Source organism: Alistipes senegalensis JC50 (assembly GCF_025145645.1).
GTDB classification, from domain to species: Bacteria; Bacteroidota; Bacteroidia; order Bacteroidales; family Rikenellaceae; genus Alistipes; species Alistipes senegalensis.
Map to the genome: position 1 here is coordinate 1,579,133 of NZ_CP102252.1, position 24,760 is coordinate 1,603,892.

Below are 24,760 nucleotides of genomic sequence, written 5' to 3' on the forward strand. Positions count from 1 at the left end.
AATACCATAACCATGAAACGAACCATCCGACATATCACCGCCCTCTGGCTCCTGCTCACCGTCTGCTCCTGCGCGGACTTCCTCTCCACGGAGTCCCCTTCGACCATGCCCGACACGAAGGTATTCAGCACCGAAGGCGACACCTACCGCGCCGTGATGAACATCTACGCCGTTCTGGCGCGCAACTCGCTTTACAGCCAAAGGGTAAGCCTTTTCGCCCCCTACAACAACGACATCGAGTACGCCAAAACCAACGCCACGGCCGAGGACAGCCGCCGAGGCTTGTGGGACTATACGCTCACCTCGGCCAATACCGAAACGCTCCCGATGTGGGCCGATCTCTACATGGGCATCAACAGCGCCAACGAGTGCATCGCGGGCATCGAGAACGGTCCGCTGCTCGGCGCAACCTCGCCCGAAACGCCCTCGGCCATCCGCCAGCTCTACGGCGAAGCCAAGGCCCTGCGCGCACTGCTCTATCTGGAACTGGTCCGCAACTGGGGCGACGTGCCTTTCCTGACGCGCGAGACCCGCTACAACGACGATTTCTACATCGCCCCCACCGACCGTGACGAGATACTCGCCTACCTGATCGACGATCTGATCGACGCCGAACCGGGCATGTTCTACGCCTCGAAGATCGCCGAAGCCTGCGAACGCATGAACCGCGGCGCCGTGCAGGCGCTCATCGCCCGCTTGTCGCTCACGCGCGGCGGCTGGGCGCTGCGTCCCAACGCCGACGACGTTTCGGACCCCGGACGGATGGTCCGCCCGGACGACTACGAAAAATACTACCGCATAGCCAACACCTATGCCCGCAAACTCTACGAATCGGGCAAGCACTCGCTGGGACTCTCCTACAAACAGGTGTTCGTCAACGAAGCCCAGAAGGTCTTCCCGTCGAACGACGACATGCTCTACGAAGTGGCGATGGCCATGAGCTATTCGAGCTACGTGGGCCACTACATCGGCCAGCGCATCGACAACAGCCCGAGCATCATCTACGGATACAGCAACCCCTGGTTCATGGTGACGATGCCCTATTTCCACTCTTTCGACAGCGCCGACCAGCGCCGCAGCGTCAACTGCACACCTTACACGTGGGTCTGGAACAACACGAAGGGCCGCATCGAGCAAAAGATCTCCGACTGGAAGAACATCTACATCGGCAAATGGTCGAAGCTCGACATGAAGACCCCGCAGGGCGCAGGCGCCACGATCAACACCGGAATCAACTTCCCGGTCCTGCGCTACACCGATGCCCTGCTGATGCTGGCCGAGACCGAGAACGAACTCAACGACGGCCCCACCGATCTGGCCCGCGAGGCGCTGAAAACGGTCCGCCGCCGTGCCTTCGCCTCCGGACTCCATGCGGAGAAGGTCGATAACTACGTCGCGGCCCTCACGGGACATGACGACTTCTTCGAAGCCGTCGCACAGGAGCGCGCCTGGGAGTTCTGCGGCGAAGGTATCCGCAAATACGACCTCATCCGTTGGAACCGCCTCCGCCAAAGCCTCATCGACCTGCGGCAAAAACACATCGACATGGCCGTAGGCGCCCGCACCGGCACCGGCAAATACAAGGACATCCCGGCCAACATCTATTGGAAACTGCTCGACGACGGCACGCTCGACATCGTGGGCCTCGACCAGAACATGTCCTCGGCACCCGCGGGTTACTCCACGAGGGGCTGGGCCAAAGAGATGGTCAGCCAGTCCGGCAGCGAATACATCGTCAACGATGCGGTCGATCAGTGGTGGCGACCCGAAATCTACAACCGCGACCCGATGGTCTACATCTATCCCTACCCGAAAGATGTCGTGGCCGAAAGCAAAGGCATGATCGTCAACCGCTACGGCAAACGATAGACATTTAACCCAACCCGAAGAAAGACATGAAAGCAACATACCGAAAACTGCTGACGCTGGCCGCAGCGCTGCTGACGGCCGCAGGCTTCATCGCCTGTCAGGACGACCAGTCGCAGGAGTGGAACGATCCGCGGCTGTTCCTGCCCACCGATCTCGTAAATTTCAAACAGGACAACGGGCTCGTCGTCCGCTGGGGCATCTCCTACGGCGCCGCGGGATACCGCGTCGATCTCTCCGAAGATGCCGAATTCGCCGAAATCGCCGCCACGCAGGACATTCCCGCGTCCGACGGAAAGAATTACGAAGCCGTATTCACGGGTCTCGAAGAAGAGACTCTCTATTACATCCGCCTCTGTGCGCTGGCCGACAACGAAGCTCTCAACTCGAAATACCTCTATTCGGAAGGTACGACGGGACTGATGCGCTCGGTCTTCAACGAGGTGGGCTATGCCGACATGACCTACACTTCGGCCGCACTTTCGTGGACCGAAGACCTCGGAGCCCGCGAAATCCTCCTCACAGCCACCGGAGAGGCGGACATTCACCGCGTGCTGAGCGACGAAGAGATCCGGGAGATGCAGGCCGTGGTCACGGATCTCAAAGCAGGCGTAAAATACAAGGCGTCGTTCTATATCAACGGCGAACTGGCCAGCTATGTCTGGTTCACGATGCCCCAGCTGCCCGAGGGCGCGATCCTCGTCACGAACGAAGATGACCTGAAAACCGTCATCGAAGAGGCTCCCGAAGGCGCCATCGTCCTGCTGACCGCGGGCCAGACCTACGATTATTCGTCGGAAACCATCGACCTGACGAAAGCCGTCACCGTCAAAGCCGCTCCCGGAGGCGCCAAACCGAGGCTCTACCTCAAAAGTTTCATCCTCGGCGGCACCACCGAAACATCGTCGTCGATGCCGCTCGTGCGGATCGAGGGGCTGGAAGTATCGGGACTCATCCCCTCAGGCGGACAGGAGGACCTCTCCGTGCAGCCCAACGACGCGATGTTCTCGTTCGACGTGAAGAACACCGCCCGCGACATCGCCGTCGGCCGGCTGGAAATCGCCGACTGCATCATCCGCAACTACGCCAAGGGCTGCCTCGCATCGATCGACTACGGCTTCCACGCCGATGCCCGCATCCGCTTCGATACCATCCTGGCCGACAATCTGCTGGTCTATGACCTCGGACGCGACGTGGACAATGTCAATTCGTTCCTCCACCTCTGCGGGCGCACCGACGCCAACGACATCTACTGCGCGAACTTCATCATCCGCAACTCGACCTTCCACCACCTCTATCACGGACTGATCGAAGCCCGCTGCTGGACGGGCATCAAGGATCAGGTCGCCGCACCCACCGCCGAGGTCACGAACTGCACGTTCGACTACATGGGCCTCATGGCCGACGGCGTATGGACAGGGACCAAGAAAGGCGGACAGCGCTACCTGTTCGAATTCCTCGGCTATGCCGACAAGGCGGAGATCACGCTTTCGCACACGATCGTGGGCGAGGTGCGGACCAACAACAGCAACATTCGCCCCACGGCGTTCAACAACGCCACGCTGACCTGCACGGCGACCTTCAAATCGACCGACACGGCTTTCGACAGCAAGTTCACCGCAACGGCCACGAACCTCTCGTCGGGACAGACCTTCCCGAAACGTGCGGAATACGATTTCACGCCTACGACGGACTACGCCAACTTCTTCGGAAACGGCGATCCGCGCTGGCAATAAACAACCCGGTGCGAGGGCTTTCGGGCCCTCGCACCTCAACCGAAACCTGCCATGAAACGATTTACCGGCATACAAACCCAAGCCCTTGCAGCGGCGGTCCTGAGCTTATTTTTCGCCTGCGCCGGCACTCCCGCGACCGAGAGCGGCAACGGAGATCCGACGCCGGCCCCGGGCAAAGTCATCTTCGCAGCCCCCGACGCCAAGACCTCCGGCGACGGCTCGATCGAACGTCCCTGCACGGTCCATCAGGCTGTGGAGAAGGCTGCGAAAGGGTGGACCATCTACCTGCGCGGCGGAGAATACACGCTCGTCAAACGGCTGGAGCTCAATGCCAGAGGCACCGAGGCGGAACCGATCCGCATGCTGGCCTACAACGGGGAAAAGCCCGTGTTCGAATGCTCGGGGCTGACCGAAGCGGTCTGGTCGCGGCAAGGCATCGTCCTGCGCGAAGGCTGCTACTGGTATCTGCAAGGCATCGAGGTCACCGGAGCCTACAACGAAGGATTCCGGATCGTCAACGGCTCGCACAACACTTTCGACCGCTGCGTGGCGCACCACAACGGCGGTTCGGGATTCTCGATGAGTTTCGGCCACGAGAAACCGGGCGAACCGCTTCCGAACCCCGACGGGGAGAAAGCCGCCTGGAACACCTTCGTCAACTGCGATTCGTACAACAATTTCGACTGGTGGACCGTCAACGGGGGCGTCCCAGCCGCCGGAACCAATGCCGACGGATTCGCCGTCAAACAGGGCAGCGGCCGGGGCAACCGTTTCATCGGCTGCCGCGCCTGGAACAACTCCGACGATGCGTGGGACCTCTACGAATGCGGTCACGCCGTGGAGATGACCGACTGCTGGGCATGGCACACGGGGCATCGTGAAGACCACGTTGACATGTACGCCGACCGCACGGGCGGAAGCCTGACCGAAGAGGTCTGGGCCGGCGACGGCAACGGCTTCAAGATGGGCGGCGGGTGTCTGGACATCAGCGGCCGCGAATGCCGGGCCTACTCCAAAGGCACGCACCTGCTGCGCAACTGCATTTCGTTCGACAATGCCAAGAAGGGATTCGATCAGAACAACCACCCGATGGGAGCGTGGATCGAGAACTGCCTCTCGTTCGGCAACGGGATCAATTTCCAGTTCTGGAAGGAGAATACCGAAGGCACGGGCTGGGTATTGCGCAACAACATTTCGATGAACGGCGCCCGCAAGGACCAATTCAAGGGGCTGACCCTTCTGGCCGACGATCACAACTCGTGGAACCTCGGCATCAAGGGCAAACCCGCCGATTTCGTATCGCTTTCGGCCGCAGACGCCGCAGCTCCGCGCGGGGCCGACGGATCGTTGCCGGAACATTTCGGACGCCTCGCGGCCGGCAGCGCCTTCATCGACCGGGGTGCCCCCACCGAAACCGTCCGGGGCGACGGATTCGCCCGCGAACCGATCCCTTACAACGGCTCCGCCCCCGACCTGGGCGCTTACGAATACAACCAATAAGACCAACGATGAAAAAACTCCTGTTTCTGATTCTTTGCACCGCGGCAGGCAGCGTTTCGGCACAGCCCTGGCCGCGCCAGGAGCGGTTCACGCTCGACAATACCAAGCGCATGACCGATGCCAGCGTCTCGCTGTTCAACGTGCACTCGGACTACGACTTTCCCTACGTGATCCCGGCCCGGGAGGATGTGACCGAAAAACTGGTGCGCATTCTCGACTACCTGGAAGGTGCGACGGCCGACGGCATCGCCGACGCCGCGACGGGCGAACGGGTTACCGACATGCGGCGCATCCCCGCGCGTTTCGTCTTCACGCAAGGCGATTTCCGGCCCTACTCCTACGAATGGGGAGTGACCTATTCGGGAATGCTCCAGGCCGCCCGGGCAACCGGAAACGGGGCATTCGCGGATTACGTCGCACGGCGTATGGAGCTGCTCGCACAGCTGCTGCCCGTTGCCGATGCCCGGCTGCGCAAGGACGCCGCCTGGGAGTCGCCCGTGAACGAGATCGTCCGCCCCCGGGTGCTCGACCATTGCGGCGCATTGTGTGCCGCGATGATGCGCAGCGGACAGAGCGAAACGCTGAAACCCTACACCGACCGCATCCTGCATTTCATCACCGACGAACTCTACCGTCTGCCGGACGGCACCGTGGCCCGCAACCAGCCCTATGAGAACATCCTCTGGCTCGACGACCTCTACATGAGCGTCCCGGCATTGTGCGAAGCCTACCGGACGACCGGCGATGAGACATACGCCGACGATGCCGTGCGGCAGATCGTGCAGTTCGCCCGCCGCATGCAACTCGCCGGACCGGGACTTTTCATGCACAGTTGGGTGGAGTCGATGACCCCGCATCCGGCACTCTGCTGGGGCCGTGCGAACGGATGGGCGACGCTGGCAATGTGCGACCTGCTGGATGTACTGCCCGAAGAACATCCGGGACGCAAGGAAGTGCTGGAAATCTTCCGCGCCCATTGCGCAGGGCTTCTCGCCTGCCAGTCAGGCGAAGGGCTCTGGCACCAGCTGCTCGACCGCAACGACTCCTACCTCGAATCGTCGGCAACGGCGATGTTCGTCTACGGCTTCGCCCGCGGCATCAACCGGGGATGGCTCGACGCCAAAGCCTACGGCCCCGCAGCGCTGTTGGGATGGAACGCGCTGGGAACGCAGATCAACAACATCGGGCAGATCGAGAACGTCTGCGTGGGTACGGGAGTCAGCTACGAACCGGCCTACTATTACAACCGCCACGTGCATCCCTACACCGCCCACGGCTACGGCCCCGTCCTGATGGCGGGCAGCGAAATGCTCGCCCTGCTCGACGGTTTCGATATCCGCCAATCGACGGCCATCTACTTCTACGACCGCAAATAACCCGCAAACCCGATGATCCGAAAACTATTCCTATCCATTGCGCTGCTACCTCTGACGGTTTCGGCGGCCGATTACCGCCTCACCTCGCCCGACGGCGGCATCGTCCTCGAGGTGGCGTGCGGCGACAGCCTCACCTACCGCGTCGAAGCCGCCGGAGAGATCGTCTTCACCCCTTCGCCGCTGGCGATGACTTTCACCGACGGCACCGTATGGGGCGTGCAGCCGAAGGTCGTGAAAAAAAACTACTCGGAATCCGATTCGCAGATTCCGAGCCCGCTCTACCGCAAAAGCTCCGTCCGGGACCGTTACAAACAGCTGACGCTGACCTTCCGAGGCGGTTACGGCGTCGATTTCCGGGCCTATGACGACGGCGTCGCCTACCGCTTCTTCTCGCTCGACGACACGCCGCGGACGGTGACCGACGAACTCGTCCGGTTCAACTTCGCCGCCGACCACGAAGCCGTCGTCCCCTATGTGCTCGACCGCGAGGGAACCAAAAAAACTTTCGCACAACAGTTCAATAACTCGTTCGAGAATGTCTACACCCACGCCGCGCTTTCGGAACTGGACCCGCAGCGGCTGATGTTCCTGCCGCTGGCGGTACGCCTCCCCTCGGGACGCGCTGTCTGCATCACCGAAGCCGATCTGGAAAGCTATCCGGGCATGTACCTCAACCACGACGGCCGGGGTACGTCGCTGCGGGGCGTCTTCCCGCCCTGTCCCAAAGCCACCCGAACCGGCGGGCACAACAACATCCAGCGCCTCGTGACCGAAACCGAACCTTACATCGCCCGCATCGGGGGTGCGCGAACCTTTCCGTGGCGCGCGGCAGCCATCGTCGCAGAGGATGCCGGACTGCTCGACTGCGATCTGGTCTACCGTCTCGGAGCCCCCTGCCGTCTGAACGACACCGCATGGATTCGCCCCGGACAGACCGCCTGGGAGTGGTGGAACGACTGGGGCGTCTACGGCGTCGATTTCAAAAGCGGCATCAACACTGAAACCTACAAACACTATATCGACTTCGCGGCCGAATACGGGCTGGAATACGTTCTGCTCGACGAAGGGTGGTCGCGCATCGGCACGGGCGACCTCTATCAGGTCGTTCCGGAACTCGACCTGCCGGAGGTCGTGGCCTATGCCAACGAAAAGGGCGTCGGCGTACTGCTCTGGGCGGGATATGCCGCCATCGACCGGGATTTCGAGGGAATTTGCCGCCACTACGCCGCAATGGGTGTCAAAGGCTTCAAGATCGACTTCTTCGACCGCGACGATCAGGAACTCGTCGAGTTCGTCTACCACGCCGCGGAGACTGCCGCCCGGTACCGGCTCGTGCTCAACCTGCACGGCATGTACAAACCCACGGGACTGCAACGCACCTATCCGAACCTGATCAATTTCGAGGGTGTCTTCGGATTGGAACGGGTCAAATGGACTTCCCCCGAAGAGGCCGATCCGGTCCTTTACGACGTAACCGTGCCGTTCATCCGTCAGTTCGCCGGTCCGATGGACTACACGCAGGGGGCGATGCTCAACGCGAACCGGAAAAACTTCCGGGCCCGCACCGAGGAACCGATGAGCCTCGGCACGCGCTGCCGCCAGCTCGCCGAATACATCGTCTTCGAATCGCCGCTGGCAATGCTCTGCGACAGCCCCGCGAAATACCGCGACGCCGAAGAGTGCGCCCGGTTCATCGCCTCCGTGCCGACCGTCTGGGACCAGACCCGCCCGCTGGCAGGACGCATCGGCGAATACGTCGCCACGGCACGCCGCAAAGGCCGTACATGGTACCTCGGCGGGATCACCGACTGGAACGCCCGGACGCTGACGCTCGACCTAGGGATGCTCGGCGAGGGCGACCATGCCGTGACGCTGTTCCGCGACGGCGTGAATGCCGACCGCTATGCCCAGGACTACAAGTGCGAAACATTCCGCCTCGGGACATCCCGACAGCTGACCGTGGAGATGGCCCCCGGAGGGGGTTTCGCCGCCATCATCACTCCCATAAACCGACAGACGCTATGCGACGACTGACCCTATCGCTTTTGCTGCTCTGCGGCATTCTGCCGCTCGACGCACAGACCCCGCCCGTCAGCCTCAACGGCCGCTGGGAGGCGGGCGACGACCGCCGCTACGACCGCAACGCCGAGGTGCCGGGAATCGCCGCGGACCCCACGCGGAAAAACGACGGCCGCCTTTGGTACCGCCGCGAAGTGACGCTGCCCGAAGGCCGTTGGACGGCTGCAACGCTGGAACTCTGCGGCGCCCGGTTCCGGCCCGAGGTCTTCGTCAACGGAGTCAGCGTTTCACGCGCCGAGGGAGGCATGGCCCCGACCCTGCATCCGCTGACGAGCCGCGACGTGCGGCCCGGACGCAGGATCGTGCTCGAAATCGCCCTGGAATCGCTTGCCGACGTGCCGCAGGAGGATGCCTCCTACATCCCCGTCGCCGACCAATGGAGATCGAACAACTCCTCGGGACTGTGGGACGACGTCAATCTCCATTTCCATTACGACGCAACGATCGGCGGCATCGTGCTTTTCCCCGACATCCGGGCAAAGACGCTCCGCATCGGCTGCCGCCTCGATCCCCTTCCCGGCAGGAAACTCCGCGAAGGGCGCGGAACGCTGACGATAACCGACCGGAACGGACATAAAATGCTCGAACAACCGTTCGAATACCGTCCCGGAGAGAACTCGATCGACATCGCCTACGGCGGCATTCTCGGCGAATGGTCGCCCGAACATCCGAACCTCTATGTCATGGAACTGCGGCTCGACACCCGCGACAGCCGCACGATGCCGTTCGGCATCAAGGAGTTCCGCACCGAGAACAAACAGTTCCGTCTCAACGACCGTCCCTGTCCGCTGCGCGGCAGCACGGTGGTCTGGCACCGCTGGGTCCGCACGGAAGAGGGCGCCCGGCTCGGATACGACACCACGTGGTTCCGCGACAATGTCGTGCTGCGGCTCAAAGAACACGGCGCCAACCTGCTGCGGTTCCACCTGGGAGTGCCGCCGCGCCGCCTGCTGGACCTCTGCGACCGATACGGACTGGCCGTACAGTACGAATGGTCCTTCTTCCACGGCATGCCGGCCAGCGAAGCGAGCTGCACCGAGCAGTACGGCCGCTGGCTGGAAGCCGCCGTCGCACACCCTTCGGTCTGCATCTATCATCCTTACAACGAAACCGAAGGCGACGAACTCGGGCGGGTCTGGAATGCCCTGAACAAACTCCTGCCGCATTATCCGCAGCTGGTGATCTCGGAACGCGACGTGCTGCACCTGCACAAATACTGGTGGAGCATCTTCGAAAACGTCGGCATGTTCTACGACAGCTACGACCAGTTCGACCTGCCGATCATGACCGACGAATTCGGCGGCAACTATCTCGACGGCGACGGCGAACCCGGAGGATACGTCACCATCCGCGAAACCCTGCTGCGCTTCCTCGGGCGCAACCACACCCCTGCGATGCGGCTCAAATTACAGGAGTATTCCCACGGCAGGATCGCCGAATATTGGCGCCGCATCGGCGCGGCAGGAGCCGCACCGTTCCCCGTGGCCAGCAGTTGGGAAGACGGCAACCACTGGTTCCTCGGCCCGCTGGCCGAAGGCCGCCCCAAGCCGGTCTGGAATTCCCTGACGGCGGCCTGGTCGCCCCGGTCGGTGAGCGCCGAGATCTGGGACCGCAACTTCACGCCCGGGCAAACCGTGAGCTTTCCGCTCTGGCTCTTCAACGATACGGACGAAAAGGCCGCGCTGACGGCGCGCATCACGGTAGAGGATGCCGACGGCAAGATCTACGACGAACACATCGTCAACCGGACTCTCGGACCTTACTCCCGTATATCGCAACCGCAAACAGTCTTGCTGCCGAACCGCACGGGCGACTATATCCTTCGTGCGGAACTGGTCCGCGGACGGACGGCGCAGGTGAAATATCCGGTCGTATCGAAGTGGGACATCCGCACGTTCCGGACCACGGTGCCCGCCGAGGTCGCCGCACAGCGGATCTATATTCCGGCGGACGAATCCGAACTGCTGGCTTTCGCCCGGGACAACGGACTGGCGCTTACGCAGGAATCCGCGCAAGCCGACCTGTTGCTCTTCGGTCGGAAAAGCTGGGAACATATCGCCGCAGGCGGCACCGCCGTGGGCGAAACGATCCGGCAGGCTCTCGAACGGGGCGCCTCGGCGGTTCTGCTCGACGCCGGGGATATCGCCCTGGGGCAAGGTTATCCCCGGGAAAACGGCGACGGAGTATGGGGCCCCCTGCAAGGCGTGGTCAAGATCGAGAATCCCGGCACGAAACGTTACGAACTGTTCAAGGGGCTGACGCTGCTCTTCACCGAGGCCGCAGAACCGGAAAGTTTCCAATTCCCGGCCCCGGACAACGACGTACTGTGGCAGAACATGCCTGCCGGCTATTCGGGCATGTGGAACGGCTACCGCGGCGGACTGACCGTTCCGGCCTACGACATGAGCATCGCAGGATTGAGCGCCCGCTCGTTCTTGGAGCAGTGGGCGGCACGCGGAGCCGACCGTGCACGGATCACCCAAGGAGGCCATTATTACGGCTACGAGTTGCAGGGCTTCTATGCCTTCTCGGACAAAGCCGACGACGCGGCCGTCGAGGCGGCGTTGAAAGAGCGTGTGCGGTTCCTGATCGAAGACGCCCCGGCATTGGCCGTCGTGATGAGCGCCGATGCTCCGATCACCGTCACGGACCTCGCGGGCGGGTACGAGGCCGCCAAAACAGGTCTCGTCGAAAACCTTGAAATTCTTGCCAACGCAGGAAAGGACCTCACGAAGAGTCCGGTCGTGGCGATCGGATTCGGCGAAGGACGCGGCCGCCTGCTGGTCTCGCAACTGCTCACCAAAGGGCGTCTGAGCCCCGGATTCGGCAGCGACGGGCTTTACGGCGTGCGCTACGACGCAACGGCGGTACAAACGGTCGTGAACCTGCTCGCAGCGGCAGCCGATACGAAAAAAAACTAAAACCTACGATCCATGAAGAGTAAAAACATTCTTTTACCGCTCCTTGCAACCGCCCTGATCTGTTGCAAGGCCCCGGAGGCCGCGGCTCAGATACCGGCCCCGGCATCGGAGAAAACTTTCGCCGCACTGATCGGGGAAGCGGCCTATCTTGCCGGAGGCACAGAACGTTACACGCCTTTCGGCGACGGCGATTTCCGGATCATCCGCGTCACGAACCTCGACAAAGAGGGCGAAGGATCGCTCGCATGGGCCATCCGGCAAAAAGGCCCCCGCATCGTGGTCTTCGAAACGGGCGGAGTGATCGATCTGGAGGGAGCGACCCTGAAACTCCAGGAGCCCTATCTCTACATCGCGGGCCAGACGGCTCCGGCTCCGGGAATCACGCTGATAAAAGGCGAAGTGAGCATCCAAAGCCACGACATCCTCATCCGTCACATCAGCGTCCGCCCCGGCAACCGAGGCATGATGAAAGGCTCGGGCTGGGAGGCCGACGGCATGAGCACCTGGAAAGCCTGGAACGTCGTGGTAGACCACTGTTCGCTGACCTGGGCTACGGACGAACTGCTCTCGGCATCGGGTCCCCGCCACGAAGGACGGGACAAGACCTCGCACGACATCACTTTCAGCAACAACATCATCGCCGAATGCCTGAGCAATTCGAGCCACTCCAAAGGCGAACACTCGAAAGGCACGCTCATCCACGACTACTGTTCGCGCATCGCCGTCGTAGGCAACCTCTACGCCTCCAACCTCGAACGGAATCCGCTGCTGAAACCCAATGCCCGGGCATACATCGCCAACAACGTGATATACAATCCCAAGCGGCGCGCCATTCATGCTTCGTGGCCCGAAGATGAATACAGAGAATATCCCGACAGCCTGCGTCCGGCCAAGATCGCCGCAGTGGGCAACGTGCTGATTCCCGGTCCCGACACACCGTCCGATTTTTGGATGATCTTCGGCAAGATAGAAGCCTACCATCAGGACAACATGATCACTCCGAACGCCGGCGACACCAAAGGCGAACGCAAACGGCGCATCGTCAACAATCAGGTCACGGTCCTCGCCGAAAACCCCGTATCCGCACCTGTCTACCGAGCTATTCCGTCGGCCGAGACGGCTGCCGCAGTGCTGGCGAATGCCGGAGCGCGCCCCGCGCAGCGCGACGCCATCGACCGCCGGCTGACGGACGAAACGAAAGCCGGAACAGGCCGGGTGATCGACAGTCAGGACGACGCGGAGGGGTATCCCTCCTGCCAACCGGTACGCCGCCCGCTCGACATCCCGGATTCGGGAATCGAGGAGTGGCTCGAAAAGCTGGCTGCGGCCCTGCTGAATCCATAAAAAGAACGGATACCGGTTGACCGGTATCCGTTCTTCTTACCCGCAGACGGAAGCCGCATCTCTTCCGGGCTGGATTTTGTGCGAAATTTGCCGTATCTTGCCGAAAATTCGAGATTATGACCGAACGACTGCAATTCATACCTTTCAAATCCCGCGCCGACAAGGGCTGGGACGAAGCATGGGCCCTCTATGAAATCTCTTTCCCAGACTGCGAACGCTGGAACGCCGCCGGCTACGACCGTGCGTTCGGCGATCCGCATTTCGAAGCCGACGGCATCTGGCGCGGCGAAGAGTTCATCGGCATCCTCTTCCATTGGAAAGCCGGGGATTTCCACTATGTCGAGCATCTGGCCGTGTCGCCCCGTCTGCGCGGGCAGAACATGGGTTCGAAAGCCCTCGCGGCATTCGCGGAGGGCCGGCGCGTCATTCTGGAAATCGACCCTCCGGAGGACGAAATATCCGTCCGGCGCCTGCATTTCTACCAACGGCTCGGATTCGTCGAAAATCCCCAGGAGTATATCCACCCCTCGTTCCGGAAGCCGTTCCACGCCCACCGGCTCGTGCTGATGAGCCGTCCCGGGCCCCTCACGAACGAAGAAGCCCGCGATTTCGCGGACTTCGTGCGGGAACGGGTGCTGCGCTATTCGGAGCATGAAGCCCCGACGCTGCCCCGGCTGCCGTAAAACTGCCGTTACAACACTCCGACCAGGTATTTCGTGACGTAATAGCCGCCCACGAGCAGCCAGACGTACAACAGCCCCGCCAGCACGAAAGGCTTGGCCCCGGCCTGCTTGAATTTGGCGAGATTCGTCTCGGTGCCCAGCGCCGTCATGGCCATCGTCAGCATGAAGGTATCGGCGTATTCGATGGCGCCGTTCAGCGGAATTTCCCGGACGCTCTCCACGCCGAAAAGGTATTGCAGCAGCGAATTGAGGCAGATGACCCCGATGAATCCGAACGCGAACCACGGCACGGCGATCTTGTTCTTCTCCTTCCTGCCCCCGGCGCTCTTCCGGCGGCCCGCCAGCACGAACCCCATGACCACCAGCACGGGAGCCAGCAGCATGACGCGAATCATCTTGGTGATGGTGGCCGTTCCGGCGATTCCCAGCGCATCGGTCGGGTCCATCGCGTTGCCCGCTCCGGCCACATGGGCCACCTCGTGGAGCGTGCTGCCCGTATAGACAGCCACGCCGGTATCGGTCAGTCCGTCGAGCATGCCCGTGCGGTACATGACGGGGTAGAGGAACATCGAGAGGGTTCCGAAGATGACGACCGTGGAGACGGCGATGGCGGTTTTGTAGCCCTCGCACCTGACGACCGGCTCGGCGCCCAGCACGGCGGCGGCTCCGCAGATGGCGCTGCCCGTCGAGGTCATCAGCGCCGTATCGCGGTCCATCTTCAGCAGGCGGCCCAGCAGGACGCCGCCCAGAATGGTGACCACGACGACGATCAGATCGACGGCGACGGCCGGGATGCCGACTGCCGCCACCTCGGTCAGCGTCAGGCGGAATCCGTAGAGGATGATGCCCCAGCGGAGCACCTGTTTCGTGCAGAACCGGATGCCCGGGACCCATGTTTCGGGCAGTTTGTTGCGCAGGCTGTTGGCATAGAGCATGCCCAGCACGATGCCGACGATCAGCGGACTGAACGAAAGCCGTCTGACGACGGGGAGTTCGGCGATGTAGAACGCCGCGAACGAGAACAGCGCGATCAGAAGAATTCCGTGGAGCGTATTCGCCCGGTTGCCTTTTTCCAACATATCCTTTATTCTATAATGCGTGATACGATAACTTTTTCTTTGCCAACAGGGCAAAGATCGCATCTTTTACCGGGATATGAAACAAAAAATCGTTATCCGGAATAACCCGAAGTTATAACACGCCGCGAATCAGCGGTTCGCCCGGGCGAAATCGACGAACTGCCGGACCAGCCGCGCGGGTTCGGCCTCGGCGTGCACGAAGTTGAAATCGCGGGAGAGGGTCAGCCCCTCGATGTCGATGATCCGCAGCGCACCGCTGCGCAGTTCGTCCACCACCGAGGTCACCGACACGATGGCCAGCACGTCGCTGTTGCGGACGAAGCCCTTGATGCCCTCGGTCGTGCCGAGGCGCATCACCACGTCGAGCTGCGAAAGGCGGATGCCCTTGGCGGCGAGCGCCGCGGAGATCACTTCGAGGGTTCCCGAACCGTTCTCGCGCAGCACGAGGGGCGTCGAAAGCAACTGTTCGCAGGTCAGCGATTCGGTGCGGGCATACCTGCCGCCCGTGCGGGTCACCAGCACCAGTTCGTCGGGCGCGAAGAAGGTATAGTGCAACCCCTGCCGGCGGCTGACGCTCTCGACCATCCCCAGATCGACGGCGTGTTCCCCGAGCGCCTGCTCGACCTCGGAGCTGTTGCCCGAGAGCAGCGAAACCCGCACGCCGGGAAACCGCGTCGTAAAGCGCGCGAGGATGGGCGGCAGGAGATACTGGGCAATGGTCGTGCTGGCCCCCAGCCGCAGTTCGCCCTCGGTGAGGCTTGCGCAGAGGCTCATTTCGTACTCCAGACGGCGGTAGTCGTCGGCCAGCCGTTCGGCGGCTTCGAGCATCGTGCGCCCGGCATCGGTCAGCTCCAGACGGCTGCCGCGGCGGGCGAAAAGCTGCACCTTGTAACGGGATTCCAGCTCGCCGATGTGCTTGCTGACGGCAGGCTGCGAGATATAGAGCTGTTCGGCAGTCCGGGTGAAACTCAGCGTCCGGGCCGCGGTGATGAAGACTTTGAGCCGGAAATCGTCCATGACATCAGCCGAGATGCCCCTCCGCGGCGAACTCCTTCACCGAGCGGATGTAGTGGTCGATGGTCTCCTGCATCGAAACGAACGACTTGCCGCCCGCGGCATTCCTGTGGCCGCCGCCGCCGAAGTATTTCCGGGCGAAGAGGTTGACATCGACGCCGCCCCGCGAACGCAGCGAGACGCGGATGAACTTGCGGTGCGCCAGAAACATGGCCGACATCTTGACTTTCTTGATCGTGAGGGCGTAGTTGACGAATCCCTCGCTGTCGCCCTGCTGGAACTGGAAGCGGCGCATCTCGTTCTCCATAAGCGACATATAAGCCACCGTGCCGTCCTGGATCACCTCCATCTTGCGGTTGATGGCATAGCCGAACAGCCGTGCACGCCCCTCGGTATAGGCGTTGTAGACGTTGTTGTGGATGTCGGGGATCGAAATGCCCTTCTCGACCAGCACGGCCACGGCGCGGAACAGCTCGGGGGTGAGGAACGAGAAGGCGAAATTGCCCGTGTCGGTCATCATGCCCACGTAAAGCGTCTCGGCCATGCTGTGCGTGATGGCGTCGGTGCCGAACATCGCCTCGACGATGCTGTACACCAGAAAGCACGTGCTCGACGAATCGGGATGCGAGAACGAGAGGTCGAACCCTTCGTCGGGCGAAAGATGATGGTCGATCAGCACGCGGCGGGCCGTGGTGTTGGCCTCGATGGTGTCGCTGAGGATCTCCAGCCGCGAAACGGCGTTGAAATCGAGGCAGAAAATCAGGTCCGCTCCGGCGATCGCCCTCTTCGCACGCCCCTCGGTGTCGGTCTTGAAGACCACGACCTCGTCGATGCCGGGCATCCAGTCGAGGAAATAGGGAAACTTGTTGGGAACGACGCACGTCACCTCGTGGCCCATCGTGCGCAGGATCTCGGCCCAGGCGAGCGACGACCCCACGGCGTCGCCGTCGGGATTGGTGTGGGAGACGATGACGATCCGCTGTCCGGCGCGCGCGAGCATCTCCCGCAGGCGTTCGATATGTTCTTTCGATAGTTTCATTCGTTTTCCTCCGCTTTGGTGGATTCGGCAAAGATACGAATAAGCGAGGGCAATGTCAAATTTTTATTTGAACATTGCCGAGCGGGAGTATCTAAGGCGTAGCCAAAGATACGAAAAAGCCGGGACGTTTCCAAAACCGGACCGTCTCGCGGTCCGGCAAAACGTCCCGGCTAATACAAGCGTCGTTACGGCACCCGAGATACAAAAGCCGCGGGATGCACCGACAGTCCTACCGAATATTCAGCAGCACGAGGTTGTCGAGGACGCTCCGCTGGGCCGTCTGCTGGAGATACTCGGCCTGCTCGGCCGGAAGATCCGCGGTGAAGGCCGTCTGGTAGGGACGCTGGAAAATCGTCGTGAAAATGACGTTGGCCGCCAGATAGCTGCCCGGAACTTCGGGGTGATAGCAGTCCGGTCGGTAGAGGATGCAGTCGGGACGCTCGCGGCGCACCGTCCGCCACGCCATACCCACCGGAGCGCACCATGCGCCGTTGTCGTAGGCCATTTCGAGGTAGCTGGTCTTCAGCCGCTCCTGCATCCCCTCGTATCCGTTCGAAAGCGGGTATTCGGCCACGGGCTTGCGGTTGCCGTACTTGTGTCCCCAGGTCATGTAGAAGATCACCCGGGCGTCGGGCGACGCGGCATGCACCAGACTGTCGAGCGTCCGGGCCGCGGGATAGACCTCGCGGGCCACCTGCCCGGTCGGCATCGCGGGGGCCGAGCTCTGCTCCTGCAAGACGACGTAGTCCCAGCCGCCGTCGGCAAGGGCTTGCAGCAGCTTCTTGTTTTGCAGATGTCCCGAGAAACGTTCGCCGCCTTTGAGGAAGCGCGTGCAGGAGATCTTCATCTTCTGGGTCGAAGCGATCTGCTGCACCATCGCGGGCAGATCGTTGAAATAGGTGAAACTGTTGCCGACCCACAGCACCCGCAGGGAGTCCTGCTGGGTCCGGGCCATGCCGCCCAGGGGCAGCAGAATCAGCAAAAGGCGAAAAACGTACTTGATCATATTTTTGGAGTTTTGGGTTGACGATGGTCGGCGGCGTATTTGCGGCACCAGGTCGCAATGCCGCATTCGCCGCATTTCGGGGCCCGCGCAATGCAGACGTAGCGTCCGTGGAGAATCAGCCAGTGGTGGGCGAGCGGCAGCAGGTGGCCGGGGATGTTCTTTTCGAGGGCCAGCTCCGTCTGGAGGGGCGTTTTCGAACGGGTCGTGAGTCCGATGCGCTCCGAGACGCGGAAGACGTGCGTATCGACCGGCATCACCTCCTTCTGCCACAGCACCGCCCCCAGCACGTTGGCCGTCTTGCGGCCCACGCCGGGCAGGCGCTGCATCTGCTCCAGGTCGGAGGGAACCTCCCCGCCGAACTCCGAACAGAGCATCCGGGCCATTCCCGCGAGGTTCTTGGCCTTGTTGTTCGGATAGGAGATACTCTTTATATAGGGATAAATCTCCTCGGCCGTGGCGCGGGCCATGTGGTGCGGCGTGGGAAAAGCCTCGAACAGCGCCGGAGTGGTCATGTTGACCCGCTTGTCGGTGCACTGCGCCGAGAGGATCACCGCCACCAGCAGCTGGTAGGGATCGGTGTAGTGGAGTTCGCTCTCGGCCACGGGCATATGCTCCGAGAACCAGGCGATAATGCCGTCGTAACGCTCTTTCGTTGTCATATCCGTTGTTTTTTACGTCTGAACAGGATCTTTTTCACCAGCAGTCCGGGGCCCTCGGGGCAGAGCAGCAGCCGCGGGCAGCCGCAAACGTCGCGCCGCCAGCGGGCCAGATACTCCCGCACGGACCCCTCCCACGAAAGCACCCACAGGGCCACGGAACTCCGCCGCCGGAGGATGCGGAAACGGTTGGCGCCCGTGCCGTAGTGCGCCTCGAACCAAAGGCTGATGTCCATCAGCGAGTCGCAGAAGGCGATCCGCTTGCGATAGGCCGTGCTGTGACTCACGCTGTCGGGCAGGCGCCGGTGGACGGCGGTGATGTCGGGCAGATAGCTTATGCGGCTGCGCACCGAGAACCAGAGCCACATCGGGGCGTCGTCGGTCTTCCACCCGGGATGCTCTTCTGGGCGCACCTCATCGTAATAGCGAGCGATCAGTTCGCGGCGGGCCAACGTCGCGCAGTTGGCGATGGTCAGGCTGCACAGCAGGCGGGCGAAATCGGTGTAATGGTCCGGATGGTCGGGCTCCGTGCGGCCGGTGGCCTGCCAGTAGTTCGAAGCGCGCGTATAGCACATGCCGCACTTCGGGTCGGCCTCCATCAGGTCGGCCTGTTTCTGCAACTTCAGCGGATCGCACCACCAGTCGTCGCCGTCGAGGTAGGCGACGTATTTCCCGCGGCAAGCCTCGAACGTCCGGCGGTAGTTGGCGCGCCAGCCCACGTTCTCCGGCGAAGTCACCAGCCGGATGCGGTCCGGGTATTTCGCCGCATATTCGCGGCAAATCTCCGCCGTGCGGTCCGTGCTGCAATCCTCGCCCACGACCAGCTCCACGCCGAACGAAGTCCGCTGGGCCAGCACGCTCTCGATGGCCTGGGCGAGCCAATCCTCGTGGTTGTAGGTGGTCATGCAGACCGATACGAGCGGCGTTTCCATCGGGGTCAGAGTTTGGTCAGTTTGGCGAATTTGGCCAGCAGGGTCTTTTCGCCCGCATTGTCGAAGGCCACCACTAATTTATGGTCCTCGGCGAGGGTCTCGATGCGCTGCACGATGCCCACGCCGAATTTCGGATGCTCGACGCGCTGGCCCACGGCATACTCGCCGCTCACGGGCGCCGCACTTCCGGCGGAGAGCCCGCCGTCCATCGCCTGCCGCACCCCGACGCGGCGCATGCCGTCGGTCGAAGGCCGCGGGGTCTGCACGAGGGCCGGATCGGGCACTCCGGAACGCCGGGGCTGTGCGGCCCGCGCGAAGTGCCGCGCAGGACCCGACTCGCCGTCGGCGGGACGCCCGAAAACGCCGCTGCGACCGCCGGAACCGCCACTGTAAGAGCCGCCGCGGCTTCCGGAGCCCCCGCTACCGCCGCCGAAGCGGCCGCCGCCCTGCTGCTTCTGCTGATAGCGGTAGTCGTAACGTCGGCGCAGCTCGTCGAGAGCCGAAGGGCCCTCTCCGTCGTCGTCCCGGCGGCGCGGACGCACCTCCGCGAAATCGGCGTCGGACTCGACGTATCGGGGGTCGATCTCCCGCAGGAAACAGCTCGGACGCGAAAACTCCATATTGCCCCACTTGAAACGCATCTCGGCGTAGGAGATCGTCGCCGAAACCTTGGCGCGGGTCAGAGCCACGTAGAACAACCGCCGCTCCTCCTCGATGCCGTCGGGCGACTCGGCCGCCCGCTGCGAGGGGAAGAGGTTCTCCTCCAGCCCCACGATGTACACGTATTTATATTCGAGGCCCTTGGCCGAATGGACCGTCATCAACGTCACCTTGTTGTTGTCGTCGGGGTTGTCCTTGTCCATGTCGGTCATCAGCATCGCGTTCTGCAACCACTCCTCGATGGTCGCCGTCTCCTCCTCGGGACGTTCGCCGTTGCGGATCTCGGCGTCGCACCGCTCCTTGAACTCCTGCATCGAGTTCAACAGTTCCTCGATATTGTCCAGCGCGGAGGTAGCCTCGGGGGTGTTCTCGGCCCGGTAAGCGGCGATGATGCCCGACCGCGAAGCGATCTCCAGACCGAAATCGTAGAGTCCCTTGTCGTTGCGCGCGAGCGACAGCGCGCGGATCATGGCGACGAAATCCGCCACCTTGCGGGCGATGGTCCGCTGCACGGGGTCGGCGGCGGGTTCGGCGACCAGCGCATCGACCGCCTCCCACATCGACTGCCCCCGCTCGGCGGCCAGCTGCGCGATGCGCTGCACGGTGGTGTCGCCGATGCCGCGGGCCGGATAGTTGACGATGCGTTTGAACGCCTCGTCGTCGCGGGGATTGATGACCAGCCGGATGTAGGCCATCAGGTCCTTGATCTCCTTGTGGTCGTAGAACGACGAACCTTTGTAGATGCGGTAGGGGATGCCACGGCGGCGGAGATTGTCCTCCAGCACGGCCGACTGGTTGTTGGTGCGGTAGAGAATCACCGCCTCCGACCAGTCGTCGTCCGCGGCGCGGACCTTGTCGCGCAGGTCCGTGACGACCATCTCAGCCTCCTCGCGGTCGGTGTAGGCTTTCAGAATGCGAATCTTCTCGCCCACGTCACCGTCCGAGAAGCAGTGCTTCTCCATGCGCTTCGAGTTGCGGGCGATCACCGAATTGGCCGCATCGACGATCGTGCGCGTCGAACGGTAGTTCTGCTCCAGTTTGAAGACCATCGCCGAGGGGTAGTCCTTCTTGAACGAAAGGATGTTCTCGATCTTGGCCCCGCGGAACGAGTAGATCGACTGCGCGTCGTCGCCCACGACGCAGACCTTCGAATGGGTCTGCGAAAGGCGGCGGATGATCGTGTACTGCGCATAGTTGGTGTCCTGATACTCGTCCACCAGAATATAGCGGAACTGCTCCTGGTAGCGGGCCAGCACGTCGGGGCAGTCGCGCAGCAGGATATTGGTTTGCAAAAGCAAATCATCGAAGTCCATCGCGCCGTTGCGCTTGCAGTGCTGGCAGTAGATGTTGTAGATGTTGCCGAATTCGGGAATCTGCGCCTGCCGGTCCTCGGTGGCGTAGACCGAGTTGGCGAGGTAGGCGCCGGGCGTCACGAGGCAGTTCTTGGCGTAGGAGATGCGCGAAGCCAGCACGTTGGGCTTGTACTTCTCGTCCGGAAGGTTCAGTTCGCGGACGATGGTCTTGATGAGGTTCTTGGAGTCCGAGGGTTCGTAGATCGTGAACGAATCGGTGAAGCCGATCCGCTCGGCGTTCTCCCGCAGGATGCGCGAAAAGACCGAGTGGAACGTGCCCATGCGGATATAGCGGCTGCGGTTGTCGGGCAGCATCTGCGCGATGCGTTCACGCATCGACTCGGCGGCCTTGTTCGTGAAGGTCAGGGCCAGGATGTTGAACGGCGCCACGCCCTGCTCGATCATGTAGGCGATGCGCGAGGTGAGCACGCGGGTCTTGCCCGAACCGGCTCCCGCGATGATGAGCGAGGGAGCGTCGTAGTTCACGACGGCATCGTACTGGGCGGGGTTCAGACCCCGTAATATGGGTGATTCGTTGGATTCCATGCCCGCAAAGTTAATAAGAAATGAGCAAGAATTTTCCAAAGAAAATAATATCTTTGCATTGCGAACGTTAAAAGGTTAACTCCGACAATACTACAACAAGCATAAAACAATGAGCGAAGTCATCAACATCAAAGAACTCAACGAGCGCATCGAACGCGAAAGCGTCTTCGTCGATACGCTCCGCACCGAAATGGGCAAGGTCATCGTGGGACAGAGCCATCTGGTGGACACCCTGCTGATCGGTCTGCTGTCCAACGGCCACATTCTGCTCGAAGGCGTGCCGGGACTGGCCAAGACGCTGGCCATCACCACGCTCGCCAAAGCCGTCGATGCCGGATTCTCGCGCATCCAGTTCACCCCCGACCTGCTGCCCGCCGACCTGATCGGTACGCTGATCTACTCGCAGAAGAACGAGGATTTCGTCGTCCGCAAAGGCCCCATCTTCGCCAACTTCGTTCTCGCGGACGAAATCAACCGCTCCCCGGCCAAGGTGCAGTCGGCGCTGCTCGAAGCCATGCAGGAGCGTCAGGTGACCATCGGCGACAACACCTACCCGCTGCCCCAGCCCTTCCTCGTGCTGGCCACGCAGAACCCCCTGGAGCAGGAGGGAACCTACCCGCTGCCCGAGGCGCAGGTGGACCGTTTCATGCTCAAGGCCAAAATCTCCTACCCCAAGAAGCAGGAGGAGCGCGACATCGTGCGCATGAACCTCTCGGGAGCCGGCATGCCCCAGGTGAGTAAGGTCATCACGCCCGACGACATCGTCAAGGCCCGCAAGGTGGTCGAGGACGTTTACATGGACGAGAAAATCGAGAAATACATCATCGACATCATCTTCGCCACGCGCGAACCCGCGGAGTACAACCTCCAGAAGCTCCAGAACCTGATCGCCTACGGCGGTTCGCCCCGTGCGTCGATCTCGCTGGCCAAGGCCGCCCGCGCCTACGCCTTCATCCGCCGCCGCGGCTACGTCATCCCCGAAGACGTGCGCGCCGTCTGCCACGACGTGCTGCGCCACCGCATCGGCCTGACGTACGAAGCCGAGGCCGAGAACATCACCACCGAAGAGATCATCACCGACATCCTCAACAACGTAATCGTACCCTAACGATGCAGGAGACCGAGAACGATATTCTCAGACGCGTCCGCAAGATCGAGATCAAGACCCGCGGTCTTTCGAACGAGATCTTCGCCGGAAAGTACCACACGGCTTTCCGCGGGCGGGGCATGTCGTTTTCCGAAGTGCGGGAGTACCGGGCCGGCGACGACGTGCGCGACATCGACTGGAACGTCACGGCCCGTTCGCGCAAACCCCACATCAAGGTCTACGAGGAGGAACGCGAGCTGACGATGATGCTGCTGGTCGATGTGTCGGCCTCGCGCATGTTCGGATCGACCGACCGGCTGAAAAAGAACATCATCACCGAGATCGCCGCCGTGCTGGCCTTCTCCGCCTCGCAGAACAACGACAAGGTCGGCTGCATCTTCTTCTCGGACCGGGTCGAGAAGTTCATCCCCCCGAAGAAGGGCCGCAGCCATATCCTCATGATAATCCGCGAACTGATCGGATTTCAGCCCGAATCGGCGGGCACGAAGCTCTCCGAGCCGGTGCGTTTCCTGACCAACGTCAACAAGAAACGCTGCACGACCTTCATCCTCTCGGATTTCATGGATTCGTCCGGCGACGAATCGGCGCTGGACGACGCCCTGAAAATCGCCGGGAGCAAACACGATCTGGTGGGCATCCGCGTCTACGATCCCCGCGAAACGGAGCTTCCGAACGTGGGCATCGTCGAACTGCTCGACGCCGAGAGCGGCCGCAAGGTATGGGTGGACACCGCCTCGCGGGCCGTGCGCGACCACTACGCCGCCTCGTGGCAGGAACGCAGCGAACGCATCGGCGCAACGCTCAAGCACAACCGCATCGACACGGCCGTGATCTCGACCGACGGCGACTATGTGGCCGAACTAATGAAACTGTTCAAACAGCGATGAAACGACTCTTTGCAATAGCGCTTCTTTTCACGGCCCTCGCCGCCCGGGCGCAGAACACGCCCACCGTCACGGCGCGCGTCGAGCCCGACAGCATCCTGATCGGCGACCGCTTCGACTACATCATCGACGTGGAAAAAGACCTGGTGCAGGTGGTGGAGTTCCCCGAGTTCGACCCCCGCGACGGCAAGATCGAACTGGTCGAAAACTGCCCCGTGGACACGCTCGAACGCGACGGACGCCGGCTGAAACTGCGCAAGCGCTACCGGCTGGCGGCTTTCGACGAAGGCAAGTACAACCTCGGCGCGGCGCAGGTGCTCTACGCCGACAAGAACATCCTCGACACGCTCCGCAGCCGCGATTCGGTCTATCTGGAGGTGGCGACGTTCCAGATCGACTCCACGTCGCAGTCGATCTACGACCTCAAACCGCAGAAGACCCTGCCGTTCCGCTTCCGCGAGATCAAGGGCTACGTGACGTGGGGCATCCTGATCCTGCTGATTCTGCTGGCCGGAGCCTATGCGCTCCAACGCTGGCTCGCCAGCCGCGGCAAGGGCTTCGGGGATCTCTTCAAACCCGCTCCGCCGCTGCCTCCGCACGTGGCGGCCATTCAGGCGCTCGAAGCGCTCCACCACCAGAAACTGTGGCAGAACAACCGTCACAAACAGTATTATTCGGGGCTGACGGACATCCTGCGCACCTACATCGCCGCCCGCTGGGGCTTCGGCGCCATGGAGATGACCTCCGACGAGATCATCGAAACCATGCGGCAGGAGGAGCTGCCCGACAAGGCGCGGATGGACCTCACGGCCATTCTACGGGACGCCGATCTGGTGAAGTTCGCCAAGGCGACGCCCGAGGCCGAGCAGAACGAAGCCGACTACCTGAAAGCCTACTATTTCGTCGAGGAGACGAAAGTAGCCGAAGAATCTCCGGCCGAGACCGAAGATTCCCCGGCAATTAAAAATGAAAAATGAAA

Annotated in this window: 18 protein-coding genes; 11 read left to right on the plus strand and 7 right to left on the minus strand. The window is 62.1% G+C overall.

Annotation, left to right across the window (positions count from 1 at the left end; translation table 11 throughout):
• Nucleotides 1-12: 12 nt before the first annotated feature.
• The 8 genes from NQ519_RS06275 (at nucleotide 13) to NQ519_RS06310 (ending at nucleotide 13,505) form a co-directional block, all read left to right on the plus strand.
• Nucleotides 13-1,869, plus strand: a complete 1,857-nt coding sequence (locus NQ519_RS06275; protein WP_083871168.1) for a RagB/SusD family nutrient uptake outer membrane protein — start codon at nucleotides 13-15, stop codon at nucleotides 1,867-1,869.
• Nucleotides 1,870-1,895: 26 nt separating this feature from the next.
• The gene (locus tag NQ519_RS06280) at nucleotides 1,896-3,602 is read left to right on the plus strand and encodes a hypothetical protein (protein ID WP_019152015.1); all 1,707 of its coding nucleotides are present in this window, start codon (nucleotides 1,896-1,898) and stop codon (nucleotides 3,600-3,602) included.
• Between the two features lie 51 nt (nucleotides 3,603-3,653).
• Nucleotides 3,654-5,102 carry a right-handed parallel beta-helix repeat-containing protein gene (locus NQ519_RS06285; protein ID WP_019152014.1) on the plus strand — a complete coding sequence of 483 codons (1,449 nt, stop codon included), beginning with the start codon at nucleotides 3,654-3,656 and terminating at the stop codon, nucleotides 5,100-5,102.
• 8 nt (nucleotides 5,103-5,110) lie between these two features.
• The gene (locus tag NQ519_RS06290; RefSeq protein ID WP_019152013.1) at nucleotides 5,111-6,478 is read left to right on the plus strand and encodes a glycoside hydrolase family 88/105 protein; all 1,368 of its coding nucleotides are present in this window, start codon (nucleotides 5,111-5,113) and stop codon (nucleotides 6,476-6,478) included.
• A gap of 12 nt (nucleotides 6,479-6,490) precedes the next feature.
• Nucleotides 6,491-8,512, plus strand: a complete 2,022-nt coding sequence (locus NQ519_RS06295) for a glycoside hydrolase family 97 protein (RefSeq protein ID WP_019152012.1) — start codon at nucleotides 6,491-6,493, stop codon at nucleotides 8,510-8,512.
• Entirely contained in the window at nucleotides 8,500-11,478 is a 2,979-nt protein-coding gene (locus NQ519_RS06300) for a glycoside hydrolase family 2 protein (RefSeq protein ID WP_227901005.1), read from the plus strand. Before NQ519_RS06295 ends, NQ519_RS06300 begins: the two co-directional genes overlap by 13 nt.
• Before the next feature lie 12 nt (nucleotides 11,479-11,490).
• A complete protein-coding gene (locus NQ519_RS06305) occupies nucleotides 11,491-12,822 on the plus strand; it encodes a pectate lyase family protein (protein WP_019152010.1) in 1,332 nt (443 codons plus the stop codon).
• A gap of 116 nt (nucleotides 12,823-12,938) precedes the next feature.
• Nucleotides 12,939-13,505: a GNAT family N-acetyltransferase gene (locus NQ519_RS06310; RefSeq protein ID WP_019152009.1), complete on the plus strand. Its 567-nt coding sequence runs from the start codon at nucleotides 12,939-12,941 to the stop codon at nucleotides 13,503-13,505.
• A gap of 8 nt (nucleotides 13,506-13,513) precedes the next feature.
• Here NQ519_RS06310 and NQ519_RS06315 read toward each other — a convergent pair whose 3' ends face one another.
• From NQ519_RS06315 to NQ519_RS06345, 7 genes are all read right to left on the minus strand, one after another.
• Entirely contained in the window at nucleotides 13,514-14,584 is a 1,071-nt protein-coding gene (locus tag NQ519_RS06315) for a YeiH family protein (protein ID WP_019152008.1), read from the minus strand.
• 129 nt (nucleotides 14,585-14,713) lie between these two features.
• Nucleotides 14,714-15,601, minus strand: a complete 888-nt coding sequence (locus tag NQ519_RS06320; protein WP_019152007.1) for a LysR substrate-binding domain-containing protein — start codon at nucleotides 15,599-15,601, stop codon at nucleotides 14,714-14,716.
• A gap of 4 nt (nucleotides 15,602-15,605) precedes the next feature.
• A complete protein-coding gene (locus NQ519_RS06325) occupies nucleotides 15,606-16,637 on the minus strand; it encodes a DHH family phosphoesterase (protein ID WP_019152006.1) in 1,032 nt (343 codons plus the stop codon).
• A gap of 229 nt (nucleotides 16,638-16,866) precedes the next feature.
• The gene (locus tag NQ519_RS06330; protein WP_019152005.1) at nucleotides 16,867-17,643 is read right to left on the minus strand and encodes a DUF4886 domain-containing protein; all 777 of its coding nucleotides are present in this window, start codon (nucleotides 17,641-17,643) and stop codon (nucleotides 16,867-16,869) included.
• A complete protein-coding gene (gene nth / locus NQ519_RS06335) occupies nucleotides 17,640-18,302 on the minus strand; it encodes an endonuclease III (protein ID WP_019152004.1) in 663 nt (220 codons plus the stop codon). Before nth ends, NQ519_RS06330 begins: the two co-directional genes overlap by 4 nt.
• Nucleotides 18,299-19,231: a glycosyltransferase family 2 protein gene (locus NQ519_RS06340; protein ID WP_019152003.1), complete on the minus strand. Its 933-nt coding sequence runs from the start codon at nucleotides 19,229-19,231 to the stop codon at nucleotides 18,299-18,301. Before NQ519_RS06340 ends, nth begins: the two co-directional genes overlap by 4 nt.
• A gap of 5 nt (nucleotides 19,232-19,236) precedes the next feature.
• A complete protein-coding gene (locus NQ519_RS06345) occupies nucleotides 19,237-21,789 on the minus strand; it encodes an ATP-dependent helicase (protein ID WP_019152002.1) in 2,553 nt (850 codons plus the stop codon).
• 109 nt (nucleotides 21,790-21,898) lie between these two features.
• On the opposite strand from NQ519_RS06345, the gene NQ519_RS06350 reads away from it, so the two are divergent.
• From NQ519_RS06350 to NQ519_RS06360, 3 genes are read left to right on the plus strand one after another with little or no spacing between them, the layout of a single operon-like run.
• Complete coding sequence (locus NQ519_RS06350) at nucleotides 21,899-22,897, plus strand: AAA family ATPase (RefSeq protein WP_019152001.1); 999 nt, start codon at nucleotides 21,899-21,901, stop codon at nucleotides 22,895-22,897.
• 2 nt (nucleotides 22,898-22,899) lie between these two features.
• Nucleotides 22,900-23,784 carry a DUF58 domain-containing protein gene (locus tag NQ519_RS06355; protein WP_019152000.1) on the plus strand — a complete coding sequence of 295 codons (885 nt, stop codon included), beginning with the start codon at nucleotides 22,900-22,902 and terminating at the stop codon, nucleotides 23,782-23,784.
• A complete protein-coding gene (locus NQ519_RS06360) occupies nucleotides 23,781-24,758 on the plus strand; it encodes a hypothetical protein (protein WP_019151999.1) in 978 nt (325 codons plus the stop codon). The genes NQ519_RS06355 and NQ519_RS06360 overlap by 4 nt, the downstream gene beginning before the upstream one ends.
• Nucleotides 24,759-24,760: the final 2 nt, after the last annotated feature.